Genomic DNA, 18,665 nt, shown 5'->3' on the forward strand with positions numbered 1-18,665 from the left:
TAGATGAAGAAAGGACTGATATACGCTGGTTGTTTGTTGTTGATGCTGACAGGGGCAGGTTGTAAATCCAGGCCGGGAACAGATACAAGAGATACCCCTGAGCAGGGAACGATCAATATCAGTGTGGATGAAAGTTTCAAACCGGTCATTGAAGAGCAGTTAAGGGTGCATCACGCATCATTCCCTAACACAAAGATCAATGTATCGTACAAACCCGAAGCAGCTTGTTTCAGGGATTTGCAGTCAGATAGTACGCGGATGATCATTGTAGCAAGGGGGTTGACAGAAAAGGAGCAGGTTTATTATGGAGATAAGTTGTCATTCAGGCCACAGTTTGCACCGCTGGCTTATGATGCAGTAGCGGTGATCATTAACCGCGCATCGGAAGACAGTGTGTTTACGATGGCGAGACTGAAAGATATATTGAGCGGAAAAGAAAAATTAACGGCGGTGATGGATGGAGAGAATGCCACCAGCACCGTGCGTTTTTTACAGGACAGTATTTTGAAGGGCGCTTCTTTTGGTGCGAATGTAGTAGCTGCACAAGGCAGCCAGGCTGTAATAGATCTCGTATCTAAAAGAAGCGATGTGGTAGGTTTTGTTGGACAGAGTTGGGTGGGGGATGGATATGATCCTAAACAGGTGGAATACCTGAAAACGATCAGACTGGGTTTGGTAGAATGTGTGTTGTGTAAGGAAAGAGATCTTTTCACAAAACCTTCACAGGCCAGCATTACGCATGGAGAATATCCGTTGGCACGCCCCTTGTATTATATACTGAAAGAGAATGCAGCGGGACTCGGAACAGGATTCATGAATTTCATGAGCATGGAAAGAGGACAACTGATTTTCAGAAGAGCGTTCCTGGCGCCGGCTAAAATGGGTTTTGATCAACGGCGCGGAATGATCAAAGAAAGTGATTAACCAATCAATATAAAAGCAAACCAAATGAAGAAGACCGTATCACTGTTGTTTACTGCATTGCTTATTGGGCAGTGTGTGATAGCGCAGTTGGCTGAGGGTATCAAGGACCTCAACTACCAAAAGAACAACACAGCCAGGGACATCCTCAAGAAGCTGTATGACGCCAATCCAAAAGATCCGCAAGCGATTTACTGGTATGGACAATCCCTGATCTCTCGTAACAGGGATCTTACCAAAGAAGATATTGCAGAGGCAAGGGCTGTTTACCAGAAAGGACTGCAGGATGTTGGAAGCGATCCCTGGCTGGTAGTAGGCGTTGCCCACCTCGACCTGTTGTCTGGCGGAGATATTAATGCTGCCAAACAAAAATTCGAGCAGGCAATTACTGCTTCAACCGAAACAAGGGGTAAGAACAAAGGCAAGCCCAATGCCGCCATCCTGGATGCGATTGGCCGTGCGAATGCCGATGGCGACAGCAAAATAGGCGATCCCGTTTATGCGATCGACAAACTGAAACAAGCTGCAGCTATCGATCTTACTAATCCTGATATCTTTATCAATATAGGTATTAACTACCAGAAAATGGGAGGAGAGAATGGCGGCGAAGCGGTAAAAGCTTATATGGAAGCAGCTGGCCGTGACCCGAAAAGTCCATTGCCCAAATATAAAATAGGAAAGATTTACCAGAGCCAGAACAACAAAGACTTGTTGGAACAATATTATAATGAAGCTATTGCCATCGACCCTTCTTTCCCTCCAGTATACCTGGCCTTGTACGGCTACTATTCAGATAAAGATGTGAACAAGGCAAAGGACTACCTCGACAAATATGTAAATACAGCCGATAAAGATCCCAAGAACGAATATTTCCTGGCAGATTACCTGTTCCGTGCCGGCAGATACAATGAAAGTCTCGCTAAAGCCAAAGATTTGGAAACTTCAACCGGATTTACTGCTTTGCCCAGGTTAAGTATCCTGTATGCTTACAACTACGACAGATTGGGCGATTCTTTGAAAGCCAAATCATACCTGGAGAAATTCTTTACTTCTGCACCTCAGTCCGAGTTTCAACCGACAGACTATGAACTGGCTGTGAAAGTATTCTCTAAATTTCCTGGTAGTGAGGCGACAGCAGTATCATACCTGGAAAAAGCTATTGCTGGCGATACTGCCAAAGCGAACAGGATCAGCTATATGGGGCAGGCAGCCGAACTTTTTGCAAAAGCAAAAATGTATGGTGATGAATTAAAGTGGTTGCAGAAACAACAGGAACTAAAAGGGGGGACTATGGGTGAATTTGAATACTATAAATTCACCAGCACTGCCATCAATGCAAAAGATTATGCACTGGCAATAGATCTTGGAAAAAAATACCTGGCGGCATTTCCCGATAAGCCGCAGCCTTATATTTTCCTGAAGCGTGCGGCCCTATCTTCTGACCCAGATACTTCTAAGGGAACTGCACTTGAATCACTTGATTACCTGGATTCATTCTATTCAAAAGATAAAGAAAAGAACAAACGCCAAATATTCCTTAATCTTTATTACAGGCTACAATATTTTGTAAATAAGTCGAAAGAATTAGATAAAGCGTTGGAGGTAACAGATAAAATGTTGCTTTTATATCCTGAACCTGGTGAAGAGAACAAGTATGCTACAGATACCAAGAACACCATTTCGGATGCACTGAACAAGGCCAAGCAGCCAACCAAGCCTGGTAATAAACCAACCAGCAGCACGGGTACAGCGGCTACCGGCCACAGAAACAGTGCCGGTTCGCCCAAATAACCAGAAATAATAAAGAAAAAACTCCCCTGAAGCGGGGAGTTTTTCGTTTATATGCCTCACAAGCTTATTTTTGCTTTTCAATCAATGTTTTAACATGAACTGGCTTTTTTTGCTGTCAGATGCCGGCCATTCCAATTCCGCCGCCAATTATTTACCTATCGGGATACAGTTGATTTTCGCCGCCGGTTTTGTGGCCACCATGATCGGTGTTTCTCAGTGGGTGGGACCTAAACGTAAAACAGCAGATAAACTGGAAACTTTCGCCAGTGGTATCGAGAGCCACGGAGATGCCCGTCAGCCCATGGCCATCAAATACTTCCTGGTAGCCATCCTGTTCGTTTTATTTGATGTGGAAGTGATCTTTTTCTACCCTTACGCTGTTATTTTTAAGGAGTTAGGCTGGGCTGGTTTCAGTGCAGTGTTGATGTTCGTTGCTTTTTTTATAGTAGGATTCATCTATATCATCAAGAGAGGAGCATTGAAATGGGAAGATTAAGGGGTTGTTGGATGTTAGTTGTCAGTTGTTAGAATGATGACTAACATTAATGAATTGTCAAATTGTTGAATTGCCAAATTGTCAAATTTAATTATGCGTCCCGTACGATTTAATATTCATCCGAAAGAAGCCATGCTGGGCGACGCAGTTGCCGTGGCAGAAGCACCCGAAGGTTATTCAGGCGAAGGATTTTTTACCACCAACCTGAGCAGTGTGGTAGGATTGGCCCGCAAAAATTCATTGTGGCCCCTGCCGTTCGCTACTTCCTGTTGTGGTATTGAATTCATGGCTACCATGGGTTCACATTACGACTTTGCCCGCTTTGGTGCAGAACGCGTGGGTTTTTCTCCCCGCCAGTGCGACCTGTTGATGGTCATGGGAACCATTGCTAAAAAAATGGGCCCGGTATTGCGTCAGGTATACCTGCAAATGGCTGAACCACGTTGGGTGATGGCCGTAGGTGCCTGCGCTTCCAGTGGCGGTATATTCGATACTTACAGTGTGTTACAGGGCATCGACCAGGTGATACCTGTAGATGTGTATGTGCCCGGATGCCCGCCCCGTCCCGAAGCGATCCTCGACGGATTCATGAAAATACAGGACCTGGTAGGACAGGAAAGTATCCGCAGAAGGAACAGCGAGCAATACAAAGCATTGATGAACGAATACGGAATACAGTAATAGAAATTATGGGATTAAGCAACGAATACATTCAACAACGACTGACGGAAAAGTTCGGCACAGAAACACTGACGTTCGAAGAAAATTACGGCATGCTCAGCTTCGAAGCCCCGAAAGAACAAAACCTGAAAGTATTGCAGTTCCTATACGATGAACCGGAATTACAGTTCCGCTTCCTGACAGATCTCTGCGCAGTGAACTATCCTGAAGCAAAAGGAAAGGAACTGGCTGTTGTATACCACCTGCATAACCTGGAAGCCAATGTACGCATACGTTTCAAAGTGTTTACATCTGTAACCACACCCGATGTGTTCACTGCTACCCAGCTCTTTGCATCTGCCAACTGGATGGAAAGGGAAACCTATGATTTTTTCGGCGTGAACTTCCTTGGGCATCCCAACCTGAAAAGGATATTGAATGTAGATGAGATGGATTATTTCCCGATGAGAAAAGAATATCCGCTGGAAGACCAGACGAGGATCGATAAAGATGATGAGATGTTTGGGAGAGGGTAAATAAATGATGCAATTGCTCAATACTCAATGGCTCAATGAAAACCTTCTAACAACTGACAACTAACAACTATCAACTAAGAAATGCTGTCCAATCAACATATCAAACTACCGGAAGGGTCTATAGAAAAACAGACCACCACACTCAACGTCGGGCCTACTCACCCGGCTACGCATGGTGTGTTCCAGAATATCATGGAGCTCGATGGTGAGCGGATCGTTTCTACAGATCAAACGGTAGGTTATATCCACCGTGCATTTGAAAAACTGGCCGAACGCAGGCCGTTGTACCAGATCACACCTATTACAGACCGGTTGAATTATTGCAGCAGTCCCATCAACAACATGGGCTGGCACCTTACCTGTGAAAAATTACTGGGTGTACAAACACCCAAACGTGTAGACTATCTGCGCGTGATCATCATGGAACTGGCGCGCATCTCCGACCACCTCATCTGTAATTCAATAGTAGGGGTAGATACCGGTGCATATACGGGCTTTCTCTATGTGATGCAATACCGCGAATTAATTTATGAGATATATGAAGAAGTATGTGGGTCCCGCCTTACTACTAATATTGGGCGTATTGGCGGTTTTGAAAGGAATTTCACAAATACAGCGTTTACGAAGCTCGAGAAATTCCTGAAAGAATATCCCAAAGTGTTGAAGGAATTTGAAAACCTCTTTGCCCGCAACCGCATATTCATGGAACGGACCCAGGGTGGTGGCGCCATCAGCGCTGAAAGAGCGTTGAACTATGGTTTTACCGGTCCTAACCTGCGCGCTGCGGGTGTTGATTACGATGTACGCGTACACACGCCATACAGCAGTTACGAAGATTTTGATTTCACTGTTCCTGTAGGAAATACCGGCGATAACTACGACCGCTTCCTGGTGCGCAATGCCGAAATGTGGCAGAGCCTCAGCATCATTGAACAGGCATACCGGAAGATACAGGAATTCAAGGGTGCGGAAGCGGAAGTATACCATGCCAATGTGCCCGAATACTATCTTCCTAAAAAAGAAGATGTATACACCAAAATGGAAGCGCTGATCTGGCATTTCAAGATCATCATGGGAGAAGTGGATATGCCGAAAGGTGAAGTGTACTATTCTGTAGAGGGAGGCAACGGCGAATTGGGCTATTACCTGATCAGCGATGGCGGCCGTACACCATTCCGCCTGCATTTCAGGAGACCTTGTTTCATTTATTACCAGGCTTATCCTGAACTGATCAAAGACAGTATGCTCAGCGATGCGATCGTTACGATGAGTAGCCTGAACCTGATTGCAGGAGAACTGGATGCATAATATTTTTTGATGCTGACTTTTGAATGTTGAATTGAATATGAAGTTTAACGAAGAACAATTAACCGAATTCAACCGACTGGTGGCCCGCTATCCGGAAGGAAAGCAGAAGAGCGCCCTCTTGCCTGTGCTTCACCTGGCGCAGGACAGCTTTGGCGGATGGTTGAGCGCCGAAGCCATGGATTATGTGGCGGAACTGCTGCAACTCAATCCCATTGAAGTGTATGAAGTGGCTACTTTCTACAGCATGTACAACCTCAAACCCGTAGGTAAGTATATGTTTGAAGTATGCCAGACCGGTCCCTGTATGTTGAATGGCAGCGATGATATCATTGCATATATCGGTGAAAAACTGGGCATCAAACCCGGTGAAACAACCAGTGATGGCTTGTTCACCCTGAAAACGGTAGAATGCCTGGGCGCCTGCGGCTACGCACCGATGATGCAAATGGGGAAAACTTATCGCGAACATCTTACCAAAGCAAAGGTGGATGCCATTATCGAAGACTGTCGTAAAAACGCAACCATACATAATTAAATGAAAAAGCTGATCACGATATGCGCCTTGTTCATGACGCTTGCCGTTGCTGCGCAAACAGCACAGGAAAAACAAGTGTTGAACAATATCGCTGCACTGAACAAAGCTGTTTTTACAGACCTCGATAAAAGAGACAGTGCAACGTTAGACAGGCTGTTGTCGGAAAAAGTAACGTATGGCCACTCAAGCGGACTCATTGAGAACAAGCAGCAAATGATCCGTCATGCAGTGTCCAGTCCAACTACTTACGGTGATTTCAGGATGGAAAATGCCACTGTTTTTTTCGAAGGCAATACTGCCGTTTCGAGACATGAACTGAAGGCAAAGACATTCGAGAACGGTAAAGAAGGTGTGTTGCACCTGGGGGTGTTGCAAACCTGGATGAAGATTGGAAAATTATGGCGTCTTGTGGCCCGCCAGGCTGTTAAGTTACCCTAACGGGATGTTATGTTTAATTGTGAGTTGAAGAAATAAACGGAAATGAGTAAGAAATTATTATTAGAAAAAGCCCATGTAGAAGGCATCCGCTACTACGATGTGTACCGCCGTGAAGGCGGCTACCGCAGTGTAGAGAAAGCGCTTAAAACAATGGGGCCCGAAGCCATTGTGGAAGAGGTGAAGAAGAGCGGTTTGCGCGGACGCGGAGGCGCCGGATTTCCTGCGGGCATGAAATGGAGTTTCATTGCCAAACCCGAAGGCGTTCCGCGCCACCTGGTTTGCAATGCCGATGAAAGCGAGCCGGGTACTTTCAAAGACAGGTACCTGATGGAATTCATTCCGCACCTGCTCATAGAAGGATTGATCGTTTCTTCTTTTGCACTGGGCTCTAATGATACATACATCTATATCCGCGGAGAATATGCCTGGATCGTAGACATACTGGAACAAGCCATTGAAGAAGCAAAACAGAATGGCTTCCTGGGAAAAAATATTTTGGGCACCGGTTTCGATTGTAACATACACGTACAACGGGGCGCCGGCGCTTATATCTGTGGAGAAGAAACCGCATTGATCGAATCACTGGAAGGTAAACGCGGCAATCCCCGCATCAAGCCTCCGTTCCCTGCAGTACAAGGCCTGTGGATGCGCCCTACTGTAGTGAACAATGTGGAAACACTGGCAGCAGTAGTACCCATCATCAATATGGGCGGAGAAGAATATGCGAAGATCGGCGTGGGACGTTCTACCGGCACCAAACTCATCAGCGCCTGCGGAAACATCAATAAGCCCGGTGTGTATGAAATAGACATGACGATCTCTGTAGAAGAGTTCATTTATTCAGATGAATATTGCGGTGGTATTCCGAACGGGAAAAAGCTCAAAGCCTGTATCCCGGGCGGTTCTTCTGTTCCCATTTTGCCCGCTAACCTGTTGTTGAAAACAGCCAAAGGCAAAACCCGTTACATGAACTATGAAAGTTTGGGTGATGGTGGTTTTGCAACAGGTACCATGATGGGATCCGGTGGTTTTATTGTACTGGATGAAGACCAGTGTGTGGTTCGTCATACTTTGTCGCTCGCAAGATTCTATCGTCATGAAAGCTGTGGCCAGTGTTCACCCTGCCGTGAAGGAACAGGATGGATGGAGAAAATATTGAAGAACATCGAATACGGCCATGGAAAACTGAGCGATATAGACCTCTTGTGGGATATACAACGCAAGATAGAAGGCAATACCATTTGCCCGCTGGGAGATGCTGCCGCATGGCCGGTAGCTGCTGCTATCAGGCATTTCAGGGATGAATTTGAGTGGCATGTATTGCATCCTGAAGAAGCACAGAAAAGAAATTACGGATTAGCGCATTATGCCGATCCCATTCATGTGCCCGTAACGGCGTAAACATTGAAAAGATCACACAGGCAACTGTGTTTGAAATAAAAGAATATGTCTGAACAACTGTTTAAAGTAACGATAGACAACATCACCATAGAAGTGCCCCCGGGAACTACTATCCTGAATGCTGCGCGCAAGATCGGAGGTGATGTGGCACCGCCGGCTATGTGTTATTACAGCAAGCTGGAAGGAAGTGGTGGTAAATGCCGCACCTGCCTGGTGGAAGTGAGCAAGGGTTCTGAAAAAGATCCCAGGCCTATGCCCAAGCTGGTTGCTTCCTGTCGTACTACTGTAATGGATGGCATGGAAGTGAAGAACATCACCAGCGAACGTGTTGTTGATGCGAGGGCCGGTGTAGTAGAGTTCTTGTTACTCAATCATCCGCTCGATTGTCCTATCTGCGACCAGGCCGGTGAATGTCACCTGCAAGACCTCAGCTACGAGCATGGTAAGGAAGCTACCCGTTACGAATTCCAGCGCAGAACTTTTCAAAAACACGATCTCGGTCCGTATATACAATTGCACATGACGCGTTGCATACTTTGCTACCGTTGTGTATTCACGGCCGATCAACTCACTAAAAAGCGTGAACACGGTGTACTCGACAGGGGAGACCATTCTGAGATCGCTACGCTTATTGAAAAAAGCCTCGACAACGATTTCATCGGCAACATAATTGATGTATGCCCAGTGGGTGCATTGACCGATAAGACATTCCGTTTCAAGAACCGCGTATGGTTCCTCAAACCGATGGATGCGCATCGCGACTGTCCCACTTGCAGTGGTAAAGTAACTTTGTGGAACCGTGGTGATGAAGTATACCGTGTTACTGCACGGAAAGACGAATGGGGAGAAGTAGAAGAATGGATCTGCAATACCTGCCGCTTTGAAAAGAAAAAGACCAGCGATTGGGTAATAGAAGGACCCAGGCTCATCAACAGGCATTCCGTTATTTCACAAGGACATTATGCAGGTTCGGTAGGAACCGTGATACCAACGGAAACATTCAAAGCAGTGAATGATGGAAGGCAGCCTCGCTTGCTGATGGATATTCATGATATCAGTGAAGTGAACCAAACGGGTACTTCACTGAGTGCGATTGAACGGCCTGCACATTCAACCGATTTTAATTCTAAGAAAGCATAACCGCAATATACTCATGACACTACTTGCTATTGATTGGGCATTACTGATAGAGAAACTGGTGCTGATTGCAGTGATCGTATTCGCAAGCCTGGGTATTGCACTGTATACTACATTTGCCGAAAGGAAAGTGGCGGCCATATTGCAAGACAGGCCCGGACCCAATAGGGCTGGTCCGTTCGGCCTCCTGCAACCTTTTGCCGACGGTCTTAAACTCATCATGAAAGAAGAGATCATTCCCAATACATCCAACAAAATATTGTTCATACTCGGACCTGCACTGGCCATGACTGCCGCGTTGATGACCTGCGCGGTGATTCCCTGGAGCAGTCATGTTGAATTGTTCGGACGCAAAATCGATTTACAGGTGGCTGATATCAATATTGGCATACTGTACATATTCGGCGTGGTGAGTATTGGTGTGTATGGTATCATGATCGGAGGATGGGCATCGAACAACAAGTTCTCACTCATGGCGGCACTGCGTGGCGCTTCACAGGCCATCAGTTATGAACTGGCCATGGGATTGTCGCTCATAGCCGTATTGATGATCTCGGGTTCTTTGAGCTTGAAAACCATTGTTGAGCAACAGATGGCGCCGGGGCATTTTTGGAACATTGTTTACCAGCCGCTGGGTTTTCTCCTGTTCTTTGTTTGTGCATTGGCAGAGTGTAACCGTACGCCTTTCGACCTGCCCGAAGCAGAGAACGAACTGAACTTCGGTTATCACCAGGAGTATTCTTCCATGAAACTCGGATTTTACCTTTTTGCTGAATATGTGAATATGATCATGAGCAGCGCTGTGATGGCCTGCCTGTTCTTTGGCGGTTATGATGTGCCTTTCCTCGATGAAAGCGCGCTGGCGCCCAATATCGCAGCCATCATAGGTGTGGCGGCTTTGCTGGTGAAGATCATTATTTTCGTTTTCATTTTTATGTGGATACGCTGGACAATTCCCCGGTTCCGTTACGACCAGTTGATGAACCTGGGCTGGAAAACCATGGTACCGCTGGCATTGGTGAATATGCTGGTTACAGCGGCAGTGATATTGTGGAGAGCAGGCGTATAACGCTGAAAAAATTTGGATTAACAGTCGATAAAAATATTTTTGCAACTTATGCAGGCACTAACAAAGAGAGCACAGGCGGTAGACCGGAAACCCATGACCCTCATGGAGCGTCTTTACCTGCCTGCGATTGTGAAGGGCATGGCCATTACGTTCGGTCATATTTTCAAGAAAAAACCAACCGTACGCTATCCCGAAGAGAAAAGGCCATTCAGTCCCGTATTCCGCGGACTGCATGTGCTGAACCGTGATGAGGAGGGAAGGGAACGCTGTACGGCATGCGGACTCTGCGCTGTTGCCTGTCCCGCCGAAGCCATCACCATGGAAGCAGCAGAGCGCTTACCGGGTGAAGAAAACCTGTATCGCGAAGAGAAATATGCAGCCCGCTATGAGATCAACATGCTGCGTTGCATTTTCTGTGGTCTGTGTGAAGAAGCCTGTCCGAAAGACGCGATCTACCTCAGCGAAACATTCGCTCCTGCCAATTATGCCCGCAAGGGATTCATCTATGGTAAAGATGACCTGTTGATACCCGATCCTAAAACAGAACCGGAAGCTTACGCAAAAGCAAAGGGAGAAAGGAACTAAATAGCACTGAACATGGACACAATACAAATACTCTTTTATGCATTAACGGTTGTTGCGCTCTTCAGTGCCATCATGGTGCTGGTGAGTAAAAACCCGGTGCACAGTGTGCTTTGGCTGATTGGTGTTTTTTTCGCCATCTCTGGGCATTATATTTTATTGAATGCACAGTTCCTGGCCATTGTAAACCTCATCGTGTATGCGGGAGCCATCATGGTGCTGTTCCTGTTTGTGATTATGCTCATGAACCTCAATAACCAATCGGAGCCACAAAAACATATCTGGATCAAACTCGCAGGAGCCATCGCAGGCGGATGCTTTTTGATGGTGCTGGTATCATTGGTGAGACAGGCGGTAGACCTCGAGCATAAAAGTGTTTTGGTGGGAACAGGTGACATCGGGCTCATCCGCAACCTGGGTAAAGCATTGTTCAGTGATTTTGTAGTGCCCTTTGAAATCAGCAGCGTACTGTTTTTGAGCGCGATGGTAGGGGCTGTAGTAATAGGAAAGAAAGACTAATTCAATCGATATGCCAATACAATATTATATCTATCTCTGTTTGGCCTTGTTCAGCATCGGCATCATCGGGGTACTTACCCGCCGCAATGCCATCATTGTTTTCATGTGCATTGAACTGATGCTGAATGCTGTGAACCTGCTGCTGGTGGCTTTTTCAAAAATGCACCATGGCGCTGCGATAGCAGTGAATCCCGCATCGCAAACAGGCGTAGAAGGACAGTTGTTCGTATTCTTTATTATGGTGGTGGCTGCAGCGGAAGTAAGCGTGGGACTGGCCATTATTGTGATGTTGTTCAGGAATACGCATTCCGTGGACATTAATTTTTTGAATCGTTTGAAAAACTGATGGATAACGCTCAATGCGCAACGCAAAACGCGTAACGCCCCATATAAGAAAGCGTTCTGCGTTAAGCATTAAGCGTTAGGCTTTAAGCTTTATATTATGAGTAAACTCGTTTATTTAATTCCTCTCTTTCCCCTCCTGGGCTTCCTGATCAACGGATTGGGACGCAAATCGCTTTCCAAATCAATGGTGGGCATCATCGGCAGTGGTACTATATTGGCGTCATTCGTAGTGAGCCTGCTGGTTTTCTTCGATGTAAAAGCGAATGGAGCCACCGTAGTAACCCTGTTCAATTTTATCCAGACCGATCGGCTGACCATTCCTTTTGCCTTCCAGGCCGATCAGTTATCGGCTTTATTCCTGCTCATCATTACAGGCGTTGGTTTTCTCATTCATTTGTACTCTACTGCATACATGCATGAAGAAGAAGGTCCGCATTTCGCGCGGTACTTTGCTTACCTCAACCTCTTCGTTTTCTCCATGCTGTTGCTGGTGTTGGGCGCCAACTATGTGATCATGTTTATCGGATGGGAAGGAGTAGGATTGTGTTCTTACCTGCTCATCGGTTACTGGTTCAAAAACGATCAATACAATTATGCAGCTAAGAAAGCATTTGTGATGAACCGCATTGGCGACCTGGGCTTCCTGCTGGCTTTGTTCTGGCTCATATCCAAACTGGGTACGGTTAATTACAGCGATGTATTTGCACAGGTTAACCAACTGAGCAGCTTCGATATTACCGCTATTACTGTTCTCTTGTTTGTAGGTGCGATGGGAAAAAGCGCGCAGATACCGCTGTACACCTGGCTGCCCGATGCCATGGCAGGTCCTACGCCTGTGTCAGCGCTGATTCACGCCGCTACCATGGTTACAGCGGGTATTTATATGATTGCCCGCAGCAACATATTATATACAATGGCGCCTGCCACACAAACGCTGGTAGCTATTGTGGGATTGGTTACCGCTGTATTCGCAGCCACCATTGCACTGAAACAGAACGATATCAAGAAAGTACTGGCTTATTCCACCGTGAGCCAGTTGGGTTATATGTTCCTCGGATTGGGCGTAGGCGCTTATACCGGCGCTGTGTTCCATGTGATGACACATGCATTTTTTAAAGCCCTGCTCTTCCTTGGCGCCGGCTCTGTGATCCATGCCATGCACCACGAACAGGATATCAGGAATATGGGGGGACTAAAAAAATATTTACCTGTTACGCATATCACTTTCTTGCTGGGTTGTTTGGCCATTGCAGGAATACCGCCTTTCTCAGGGTTCTTCTCAAAAGATGAAATACTGATGGCGGCTTATGCCAAGAATCCTTTGTATTATTTTATAGGATTGGCCGGCGCTTTGATGACTGCGTTCTATATGTTCAGGTTGTACAGCATAACTTTCCTCGGGAATTTCCGGGGCACACATGAACAGGAGCATCACCTGCATGAGAGTCCATCCGCTATGACCATCCCCCTGATCATACTCGCTGTTTTATCGGTGATCGGAGGTTTTGTAGGCATACCCGAAGTGTTCGCTTCCAATGCACACAGCCTGGAACATTTCCTTGCACCGGTTTTTGCCGCTTCCAAACAACTGAAAGAAGCGCATCACATGGAGGCATCGCAGGAATACCTGTTCATGGCTGGTTCAACCGCAGCCATTATACTGGTCATTGTACTGACTGTAAGAAGTTACAAAAAATACCAGCGTACAACAGCAGAAAATACCGGCATTGCCAAAGTGCTCGAGAACAAATGGTATATTGATGAACTCTACGATGCCCTTATCGTGAACCCGTTGAATGCTTTTGCCGGCTTCCTGAAAAATGTAGTAGAGAAAAGCGGTATCGATGGTGTGGTGAATGGGGTAGGCCGCTTGGTTGGTTATGGATCCCGCCAGTTGCGCTTATTGCAAAGCGGACAGGTAGGAAGTTATATACTGGTCATGGTAATGGCCATGGTTGTATTTGTATTGATTTGGTTCAACGACGCTACCATCATGCGTTTCTTTAGTAAAATATTTTAAAAGATGATTCCTGTTCTACTGATACTGATTCCGCTGTTGACTGGTCTGCTCAGTTTTCTCATCAAAGAAGAGAAAACAGTTAAAGGCTGGGCATTGCTCACCTCGTTGGTTACGTTGGTGGTAGCTGTAACCGGCTGTTGGTTTTACCCGGCTGCGCAGCTGACTTATACAACAAGCTGGTTGCCTGGTTTGGGCGCCGATTTCGCCGTTGGCATGGATGGAATGGGTAAGATGCTTTGTCTGCTTACTGCCATTTCTTTTCCTGTGGTATTTGTGGCTACACAAAAAAACACCTATAAAAATGCCGGTCGTTTTTACGGATTGATGTTGCTGACACAAGCCGGACTCACCGGTGTTTTCCTGGCACAGGATGCGCTGTTGTTTTATTTCTTCTGGGAGCTGGCGCTGATACCTGTTTATTTTCTCTGCTCTATCTGGGGAGGAGAAAAAAGGATCGCCGTTACTTTCAAATTCTTCGTGTACACTTTCCTTGGATCACTGCTGATGTTGGCAGGTATCCTGTTCGTCTATTTTCATACGGCCGATCAATCTTTCGCTATCAAATCTTTTTACCAGGTAAAGCTTTCGGGTGCACAACAGGGATTGGCTTTCTGGCTTTTCTTTTTGGCATTCGCCATCAAGATGCCGGTATTTCCTTTCCATACCTGGCAGCCCGATGCGTATGAGCAATCACCTACTGCGGTAACGATGATATTGAGCGGCGTGATGGTGAAGATGGGTGTCTTCGCATTGGTGCGCTGGCTTTTACCGGTATTTCCGCAAGCGGCTTCCGACTCGGCCCATGTGATCATCATCCTTTCTGTGATTGGTATGTTATACGCTTCGTTGATTGCCATCAGGCAGGATGATCTGAAGCGACTGATCGCTTATTCATCCATTGCGCACATCGGCCTGATGTGTGCCGCTGTATTTGCCAATAACAAAACAGGTATGGAAGGTGTAATGATACAAATGTTCAATCATGGTGTAAACGTGATCGGACTCTGGATCGTGGCTGATGTAATTGAACAGCAACTCGGAACACGTAAATTCAGCGAGCTCGGCGGACTGGCACAAAAAGCACCGGCATTAGCTATTCTGCTGATGGTGATGGCGCTGGCCAATATTGCATTGCCCCTCACCAATGCTTTCATTGGAGAATTCCTGATGTTCAACGGACTGTTCCAGTACAATGTATGGATCGCGGCAGTAGCCTGCATCAGCATCATACTGGCGGCTGTGTATACCCTGAACATGGTGCAGAAGATATTTTATGGTAATACGGTTCCGGCCACAGCAAATGCAACCGACATCAATCAGAACGTACAATTTACGCTGGTGGTACTGGCGTTGCTGGTGATTGTACTGGGAGTTTACCCCCAGCCCATCATCAGCCTTACAACAGATACAGTACACGCCATCTTGAAATAAAACATTATGAACGCAATCATACTTTCGGCATTATTAGGTGTAGTGATGATGTTCAGCGGCATCGTCATCAAGGAGAAATCGGCATTGAAATACATAGCGGCTGCTGGACTCTTGTTGTTACTGATCGCCAACCTGATGCATACATACGGCATCTACCAGGTGCGCATAGACACCCATGGCCTGCTGGACTTCCAGAAATTCGGTCTCTTCTTCAACTCCATTGTATTTGCTGCTACACTGGTATATGTATTACTGAGCGGAAAGGATATTGAAAATACAGGCCTGAATGTTGCCGAATATTTTGCGTTGATCTTTTTTGTATTGTGTGGTGTAAGTATTCTTTCGGCTTATAACGGATTACTCATGCTCTTCCTGGGGATAGAGATATTATCTATACCCTTGTACATACTTACCGGTGCCGATAAACGCAACATGAAGAGCAACGAAGCTGCCCTGAAATATTTTCTCATGGGCTCTTTTTCTACCGGCATCATGCTCATGGGTATTGCGTTGGTATATGGCGCTACCGGGTCTTTCGGCATGACACCTCCGCCCGTTAACCCGGTAACGGGACTGTACCAGGGCTCATTCCTGGAAGTGGCGGGATTGTTACTGCTCTTTGTTTCAATGGCTTTCAAAGTATCGGCTGCGCCGTTTCATTTCTGGACACCCGATGTATACGATGGAGCGCCTTCGGTCTTCACTTCTTTTATGGCCACCATTGTAAAAGCAGCGGGATTCATTGCATTCATCCGCCTTTTTGCAGGACATACAACGATATTAGGTCCTACCTGGAAGATCATACTTTCTTTTGTGATCATAGCCACTTTACTGATAGGCAATATCACCGCGGTATTCCAGCAAAGTGTTAAGCGCATGTTGGCGTATTCCAGTATTGCGCAGGCGGGTTTCATGTTGTTTGCTTTATACAGCAACAATGATCTCACACAGGAAGGTATCCTGCTGTATACAGTTGCTTACAGTCTTGCTACCATCGGCATTTTTGCCGTGCTCATCAAAATGAAAGATTATACTTATGATGGGTTCAACGGGTTGGCTAAAAAGCAACCTGTACTGGCGTTTGGCGCTACTGTTTGCCTCCTGTCACTGGCAGGTATCCCGTCAACTGCAGGGTTCTTCGCAAAATATTATATGCTGGCCGCCACTATTAAAGAAGGGGGCGCTTTCTGGCTGGTTATTGTGGCTGTATTATTTGCAGCTGTCAGTGCCTATTATTATTTCAGGGTTATACAGGCCATGTATTTCAAAGATGGCGATGCCGAAACCCACGGGCCCATCAGCAACGGGTTTAAATATGCCCTGCTGCTGCTGTCAGCGCTCATTGTATTGGTAGGCATCATGCCGTCTGTAGTACTGAACTGGTTGTATTTTTAACCGTTCTTCACTTTTTTCTGCCGTATTCGGGGGATTCTCAACTATCTTTAATGATAAGAACCCCTTTGCGAAGATGACTGCGCTCGACTCTTTTTCCCTGGCCTGGCGTACCGTGCGAAGCAATAAACTGCGTACCGGTATTACTGTTGCCATCATTGCATTCGGTATCATGGCGCTGATCGGTATCATCACTGCCATCGAGGCCATGAACCAGAGCGCCAGGGAGAGTTTTGCTACCATGGGGGCCAATGCATTCAGCATCCGGTTTAAAGAAACCAAAGTACGTGTTGGCGGTGGCGGCAGAAACAGCGATTTCAAAAAAACAACCCGCGGACTCAAAGAGAAGAAATCGAACCTGGGAAAACCCATCCTGAAAGAAGAAGCAGAAGCATTCAAAGCCAGCTTTCATTTTCTCTCAGCACAGACCAGTATCTATCGCCGCGGACCCGGTGCACAGGAATTACATTATGAAGAAAAGAAAACCAATCCGCAGATCAATATCTGGGGAGGCGATGAAAATTACCTGCTGGTAAATGGTTATTCCATCAGCGCAGGGCGCAACATCAACCACCTCGATATTGAGAGCGGCAGAAACGTATGTTTGTTGGGAAGTAATCCAGCCTCAAAATTATTCGGTGAACATCCCGAAAGCAGCATTGATAAAATCGTGCGGGTAGGCAGTATCCCTTACCGTGTGGTCGGTGTACTGAAAAGCAAAGGCTCCAGCGCCATGATGCGACAGGACGATGTACTGATCACTTCCTATACCAATGTAAGGCACTTCCAGAACACACAACCTTCCTATTTCCTGGGTGTGATGGTAGGTAATGTAAATGCCATGGATGCTGCAACAGGTGAAGCGACCGCCGTTTTTCGCGGCATCCGTAAACTGGAACCGCGTGATGAAGAGAATTTCGTTATCGAAAAAAGCGATCGTGTGGCAGAAATGCTCATGGGTTTTCTGAGCAGTATCACAGGCTCGGCCGGTGCGATAGGTCTTATTACACTTATAGGCGCTGCAATCGGACTCATGAATATTATGCTGGTGGCGGTTAACGAGCGTACCAAAGAAGTTGGATTGATCAAAGCCATCGGTGGTAAAAGCCGCAATGTACGTCAGCAGTTCCTGTTTGAAAGTATGATCATCAGCCTGCTCGGCGCTTTGTTCGGCATTATCCTTGGCGTACTGATCGGTAACCTTTTCAGCATGTTGCTCAAAACAGGATTCGTAGTACCCTGGGCATGGGTGATTTTGGGGATCGTGATCTGTTCGCTCGTAGGATTGGTAGCCGGCATCTATCCGGCCATGAAAGCCGCAAGACTCAACCCGATCGTTGCACTTCGCTACGAATAATGATTTATTGCCGCTTGAAAAAGAATTTCAACTGTTCGTTGATATAATACTTGAGGTCTTCCTCGGTAAGATGTGTGCGCAGCCATTGATAAGAAGGACGACGGGCCTGCATGAACTCGTATAACTGATCGCCTTTTAAACCACTGTATGCTGTAACCAGCTTTTCATTGAAACGGTAATTGATATACGCTTCTTTTTCGGTTGATTCATAAAAAGCAAATGCCTTCCGTTTGTTTCTTTCATGACGCGAAAAACGGCTGATATTGAGTGCAATGCCCGCACCGGAATTGGCTTCCGCTATCGTAGGGATGGTATAGTTCACAATATCCTGCAAAAAATCTTTTCTTCTCTGCATGCTATCAACCTGGTACCGGTTCATGGTAGCCCTTACCGTAACCATGCCCAGGTTTCTTCGCAATACAGGAAGTAAAATGACCAGGGTATCGCGTGATATATAACGGTCATTGTATCGCAAAGTATCGAACTTGTATCCGATAGCACCGAAAGACAATACCTGGTTTTCGGTTACGGGCAGTTTAAAAAGTCCACGGTAATTCGTCATCACAGTAGTGCCTGTGTTCATATTGGTTACACTGGCCAGCGCCACCGGTTCAGCGCTGATGCTGTCTTTCAGGTAACCATATACCAGGTTGTTTTTTTGCGCAGAAACGGTAATACCCAATTCGCATAACAAAGAGATCATCAACAAACGCATAGATAAGATATT

19 protein-coding genes are annotated in these 18,665 nt (G+C 46.3%); 18 read left to right on the forward strand and 1 reads right to left on the reverse strand.

Going from position 1 to position 18,665, the window contains the following annotated elements; translation table 11 throughout:
- The first annotated feature begins 3 nt into the window (after positions 1-3).
- The 18 genes from BLU98_RS11240 (at position 4) to BLU98_RS11325 (ending at position 17,938) form a co-directional block, all read left to right on the forward strand.
- A complete protein-coding gene (locus BLU98_RS11240) occupies positions 4-924 on the forward strand; it encodes a PstS family phosphate ABC transporter substrate-binding protein (RefSeq protein WP_092724113.1) in 921 nt (306 codons plus the stop codon).
- Positions 925-948: 24 nt separating this feature from the next.
- A complete protein-coding gene (locus tag BLU98_RS11245) occupies positions 949-2,712 on the forward strand; it encodes a tetratricopeptide repeat protein (RefSeq protein ID WP_092724114.1) in 1,764 nt (587 codons plus the stop codon).
- 94 nt (positions 2,713-2,806) lie between these two features.
- Positions 2,807-3,208, forward strand: a complete 402-nt coding sequence (locus tag BLU98_RS11250) for an NADH-quinone oxidoreductase subunit A (protein WP_051416433.1) — start codon at positions 2,807-2,809, stop codon at positions 3,206-3,208.
- Between the two features lie 93 nt (positions 3,209-3,301).
- Complete coding sequence (locus BLU98_RS11255; protein WP_307777216.1) at positions 3,302-3,889, forward strand: NADH-quinone oxidoreductase subunit B; 588 nt, start codon at positions 3,302-3,304, stop codon at positions 3,887-3,889.
- 8 nt (positions 3,890-3,897) lie between these two features.
- Complete coding sequence (locus BLU98_RS11260; protein ID WP_026768074.1) at positions 3,898-4,404, forward strand: NADH-quinone oxidoreductase subunit C; 507 nt, start codon at positions 3,898-3,900, stop codon at positions 4,402-4,404.
- Positions 4,405-4,485: 81 nt separating this feature from the next.
- Positions 4,486-5,712 carry an NADH-quinone oxidoreductase subunit D gene (locus BLU98_RS11265; RefSeq protein ID WP_092724115.1) on the forward strand — a complete coding sequence of 409 codons (1,227 nt, stop codon included), beginning with the start codon at positions 4,486-4,488 and terminating at the stop codon, positions 5,710-5,712.
- Positions 5,713-5,749: 37 nt separating this feature from the next.
- A complete protein-coding gene (locus BLU98_RS11270; protein ID WP_037326277.1) occupies positions 5,750-6,247 on the forward strand; it encodes an NADH-quinone oxidoreductase subunit NuoE family protein in 498 nt (165 codons plus the stop codon).
- The gene (locus tag BLU98_RS11275; protein WP_092724116.1) at positions 6,248-6,685 is read left to right on the forward strand and encodes a nuclear transport factor 2 family protein; all 438 of its coding nucleotides are present in this window, start codon (positions 6,248-6,250) and stop codon (positions 6,683-6,685) included.
- A gap of 42 nt (positions 6,686-6,727) precedes the next feature.
- The gene (nuoF, locus tag BLU98_RS11280; RefSeq protein WP_092724117.1) at positions 6,728-8,086 is read left to right on the forward strand and encodes an NADH-quinone oxidoreductase subunit NuoF; all 1,359 of its coding nucleotides are present in this window, start codon (positions 6,728-6,730) and stop codon (positions 8,084-8,086) included.
- Positions 8,087-8,131: 45 nt separating this feature from the next.
- The gene (locus BLU98_RS11285) at positions 8,132-9,226 is read left to right on the forward strand and encodes an NADH-quinone oxidoreductase subunit G (protein ID WP_092724118.1); all 1,095 of its coding nucleotides are present in this window, start codon (positions 8,132-8,134) and stop codon (positions 9,224-9,226) included.
- 13 nt (positions 9,227-9,239) lie between these two features.
- A complete protein-coding gene (gene nuoH / locus BLU98_RS11290; protein WP_257574918.1) occupies positions 9,240-10,292 on the forward strand; it encodes an NADH-quinone oxidoreductase subunit NuoH in 1,053 nt (350 codons plus the stop codon).
- A 48-nt stretch (positions 10,293-10,340) separates the two neighbouring features.
- Positions 10,341-10,877 carry an NADH-quinone oxidoreductase subunit NuoI gene (gene nuoI / locus BLU98_RS11295; protein WP_026772890.1) on the forward strand — a complete coding sequence of 179 codons (537 nt, stop codon included), beginning with the start codon at positions 10,341-10,343 and terminating at the stop codon, positions 10,875-10,877.
- 12 nt (positions 10,878-10,889) lie between these two features.
- A complete protein-coding gene (locus tag BLU98_RS11300) occupies positions 10,890-11,393 on the forward strand; it encodes an NADH-quinone oxidoreductase subunit J family protein (protein ID WP_092724119.1) in 504 nt (167 codons plus the stop codon).
- Positions 11,394-11,403: 10 nt separating this feature from the next.
- Entirely contained in the window at positions 11,404-11,739 is a 336-nt protein-coding gene (gene nuoK, locus BLU98_RS11305; RefSeq protein ID WP_026768066.1) for an NADH-quinone oxidoreductase subunit NuoK, read from the forward strand.
- A gap of 96 nt (positions 11,740-11,835) precedes the next feature.
- Positions 11,836-13,758 (forward strand): NADH-quinone oxidoreductase subunit L, encoded by a 1,923-nt coding sequence (gene nuoL / locus BLU98_RS11310; protein ID WP_092724120.1) that lies wholly within the window; start codon positions 11,836-11,838, stop codon positions 13,756-13,758.
- Positions 13,759-13,761: 3 nt separating this feature from the next.
- Complete coding sequence (locus tag BLU98_RS11315) at positions 13,762-15,189, forward strand: complex I subunit 4 family protein (protein WP_092724121.1); 1,428 nt, start codon at positions 13,762-13,764, stop codon at positions 15,187-15,189.
- Between the two features lie 6 nt (positions 15,190-15,195).
- Complete coding sequence (locus tag BLU98_RS11320; RefSeq protein ID WP_092724122.1) at positions 15,196-16,584, forward strand: NADH-quinone oxidoreductase subunit N; 1,389 nt, start codon at positions 15,196-15,198, stop codon at positions 16,582-16,584.
- A 73-nt stretch (positions 16,585-16,657) separates the two neighbouring features.
- Positions 16,658-17,938, forward strand: a complete 1,281-nt coding sequence (locus tag BLU98_RS11325; protein ID WP_092724123.1) for an ABC transporter permease — start codon at positions 16,658-16,660, stop codon at positions 17,936-17,938.
- A gap of 4 nt (positions 17,939-17,942) precedes the next feature.
- On the opposite strand, the gene BLU98_RS11330 is transcribed toward BLU98_RS11325, so the two are convergent.
- A complete protein-coding gene (locus tag BLU98_RS11330; protein WP_092724124.1) occupies positions 17,943-18,653 on the reverse strand; it encodes a hypothetical protein in 711 nt (236 codons plus the stop codon).
- Between the last annotated feature and the right edge of the window lie 12 nt (positions 18,654-18,665).

Source organism: Hydrobacter penzbergensis (assembly GCF_900106985.1).
GTDB lineage: Bacteria > Bacteroidota > Bacteroidia > Chitinophagales > Chitinophagaceae > Sediminibacterium > Sediminibacterium magnilacihabitans.

Coding starts and splice junctions, on each gene's coding strand:
- BLU98_RS11240 (WP_092724113.1), top strand. CDS start 4: ATGAAGAAAGGACTGATATACGCTGGTTGTTTGTTGTTGATGCTGACA.
- BLU98_RS11245 (WP_092724114.1), top strand. CDS start 949: ATGAAGAAGACCGTATCACTGTTGTTTACTGCATTGCTTATTGGGCAG.
- BLU98_RS11250 (WP_051416433.1), top strand. CDS start 2,807: ATGAACTGGCTTTTTTTGCTGTCAGATGCCGGCCATTCCAATTCCGCC.
- BLU98_RS11255 (WP_307777216.1), top strand. CDS start 3,302: ATGCGTCCCGTACGATTTAATATTCATCCGAAAGAAGCCATGCTGGGC.
- BLU98_RS11260 (WP_026768074.1), top strand. CDS start 3,898: ATGGGATTAAGCAACGAATACATTCAACAACGACTGACGGAAAAGTTC.
- BLU98_RS11265 (WP_092724115.1), top strand. CDS start 4,486: ATGCTGTCCAATCAACATATCAAACTACCGGAAGGGTCTATAGAAAAA.
- BLU98_RS11270 (WP_037326277.1), top strand. CDS start 5,750: ATGAAGTTTAACGAAGAACAATTAACCGAATTCAACCGACTGGTGGCC.
- BLU98_RS11275 (WP_092724116.1), top strand. CDS start 6,248: ATGAAAAAGCTGATCACGATATGCGCCTTGTTCATGACGCTTGCCGTT.
- nuoF (WP_092724117.1), top strand. CDS start 6,728: ATGAGTAAGAAATTATTATTAGAAAAAGCCCATGTAGAAGGCATCCGC.
- BLU98_RS11285 (WP_092724118.1), top strand. CDS start 8,132: ATGTCTGAACAACTGTTTAAAGTAACGATAGACAACATCACCATAGAA.
- nuoH (WP_257574918.1), top strand. CDS start 9,240: ATGACACTACTTGCTATTGATTGGGCATTACTGATAGAGAAACTGGTG.
- nuoI (WP_026772890.1), top strand. CDS start 10,341: ATGCAGGCACTAACAAAGAGAGCACAGGCGGTAGACCGGAAACCCATG.
- BLU98_RS11300 (WP_092724119.1), top strand. CDS start 10,890: ATGGACACAATACAAATACTCTTTTATGCATTAACGGTTGTTGCGCTC.
- nuoK (WP_026768066.1), top strand. CDS start 11,404: ATGCCAATACAATATTATATCTATCTCTGTTTGGCCTTGTTCAGCATC.
- nuoL (WP_092724120.1), top strand. CDS start 11,836: ATGAGTAAACTCGTTTATTTAATTCCTCTCTTTCCCCTCCTGGGCTTC.
- BLU98_RS11315 (WP_092724121.1), top strand. CDS start 13,762: ATGATTCCTGTTCTACTGATACTGATTCCGCTGTTGACTGGTCTGCTC.
- BLU98_RS11320 (WP_092724122.1), top strand. CDS start 15,196: ATGAACGCAATCATACTTTCGGCATTATTAGGTGTAGTGATGATGTTC.
- BLU98_RS11325 (WP_092724123.1), top strand. CDS start 16,658: ATGACTGCGCTCGACTCTTTTTCCCTGGCCTGGCGTACCGTGCGAAGC.
- BLU98_RS11330 (WP_092724124.1), bottom strand. CDS start 18,653: ATGCGTTTGTTGATGATCTCTTTGTTATGCGAATTGGGTATTACCGTT.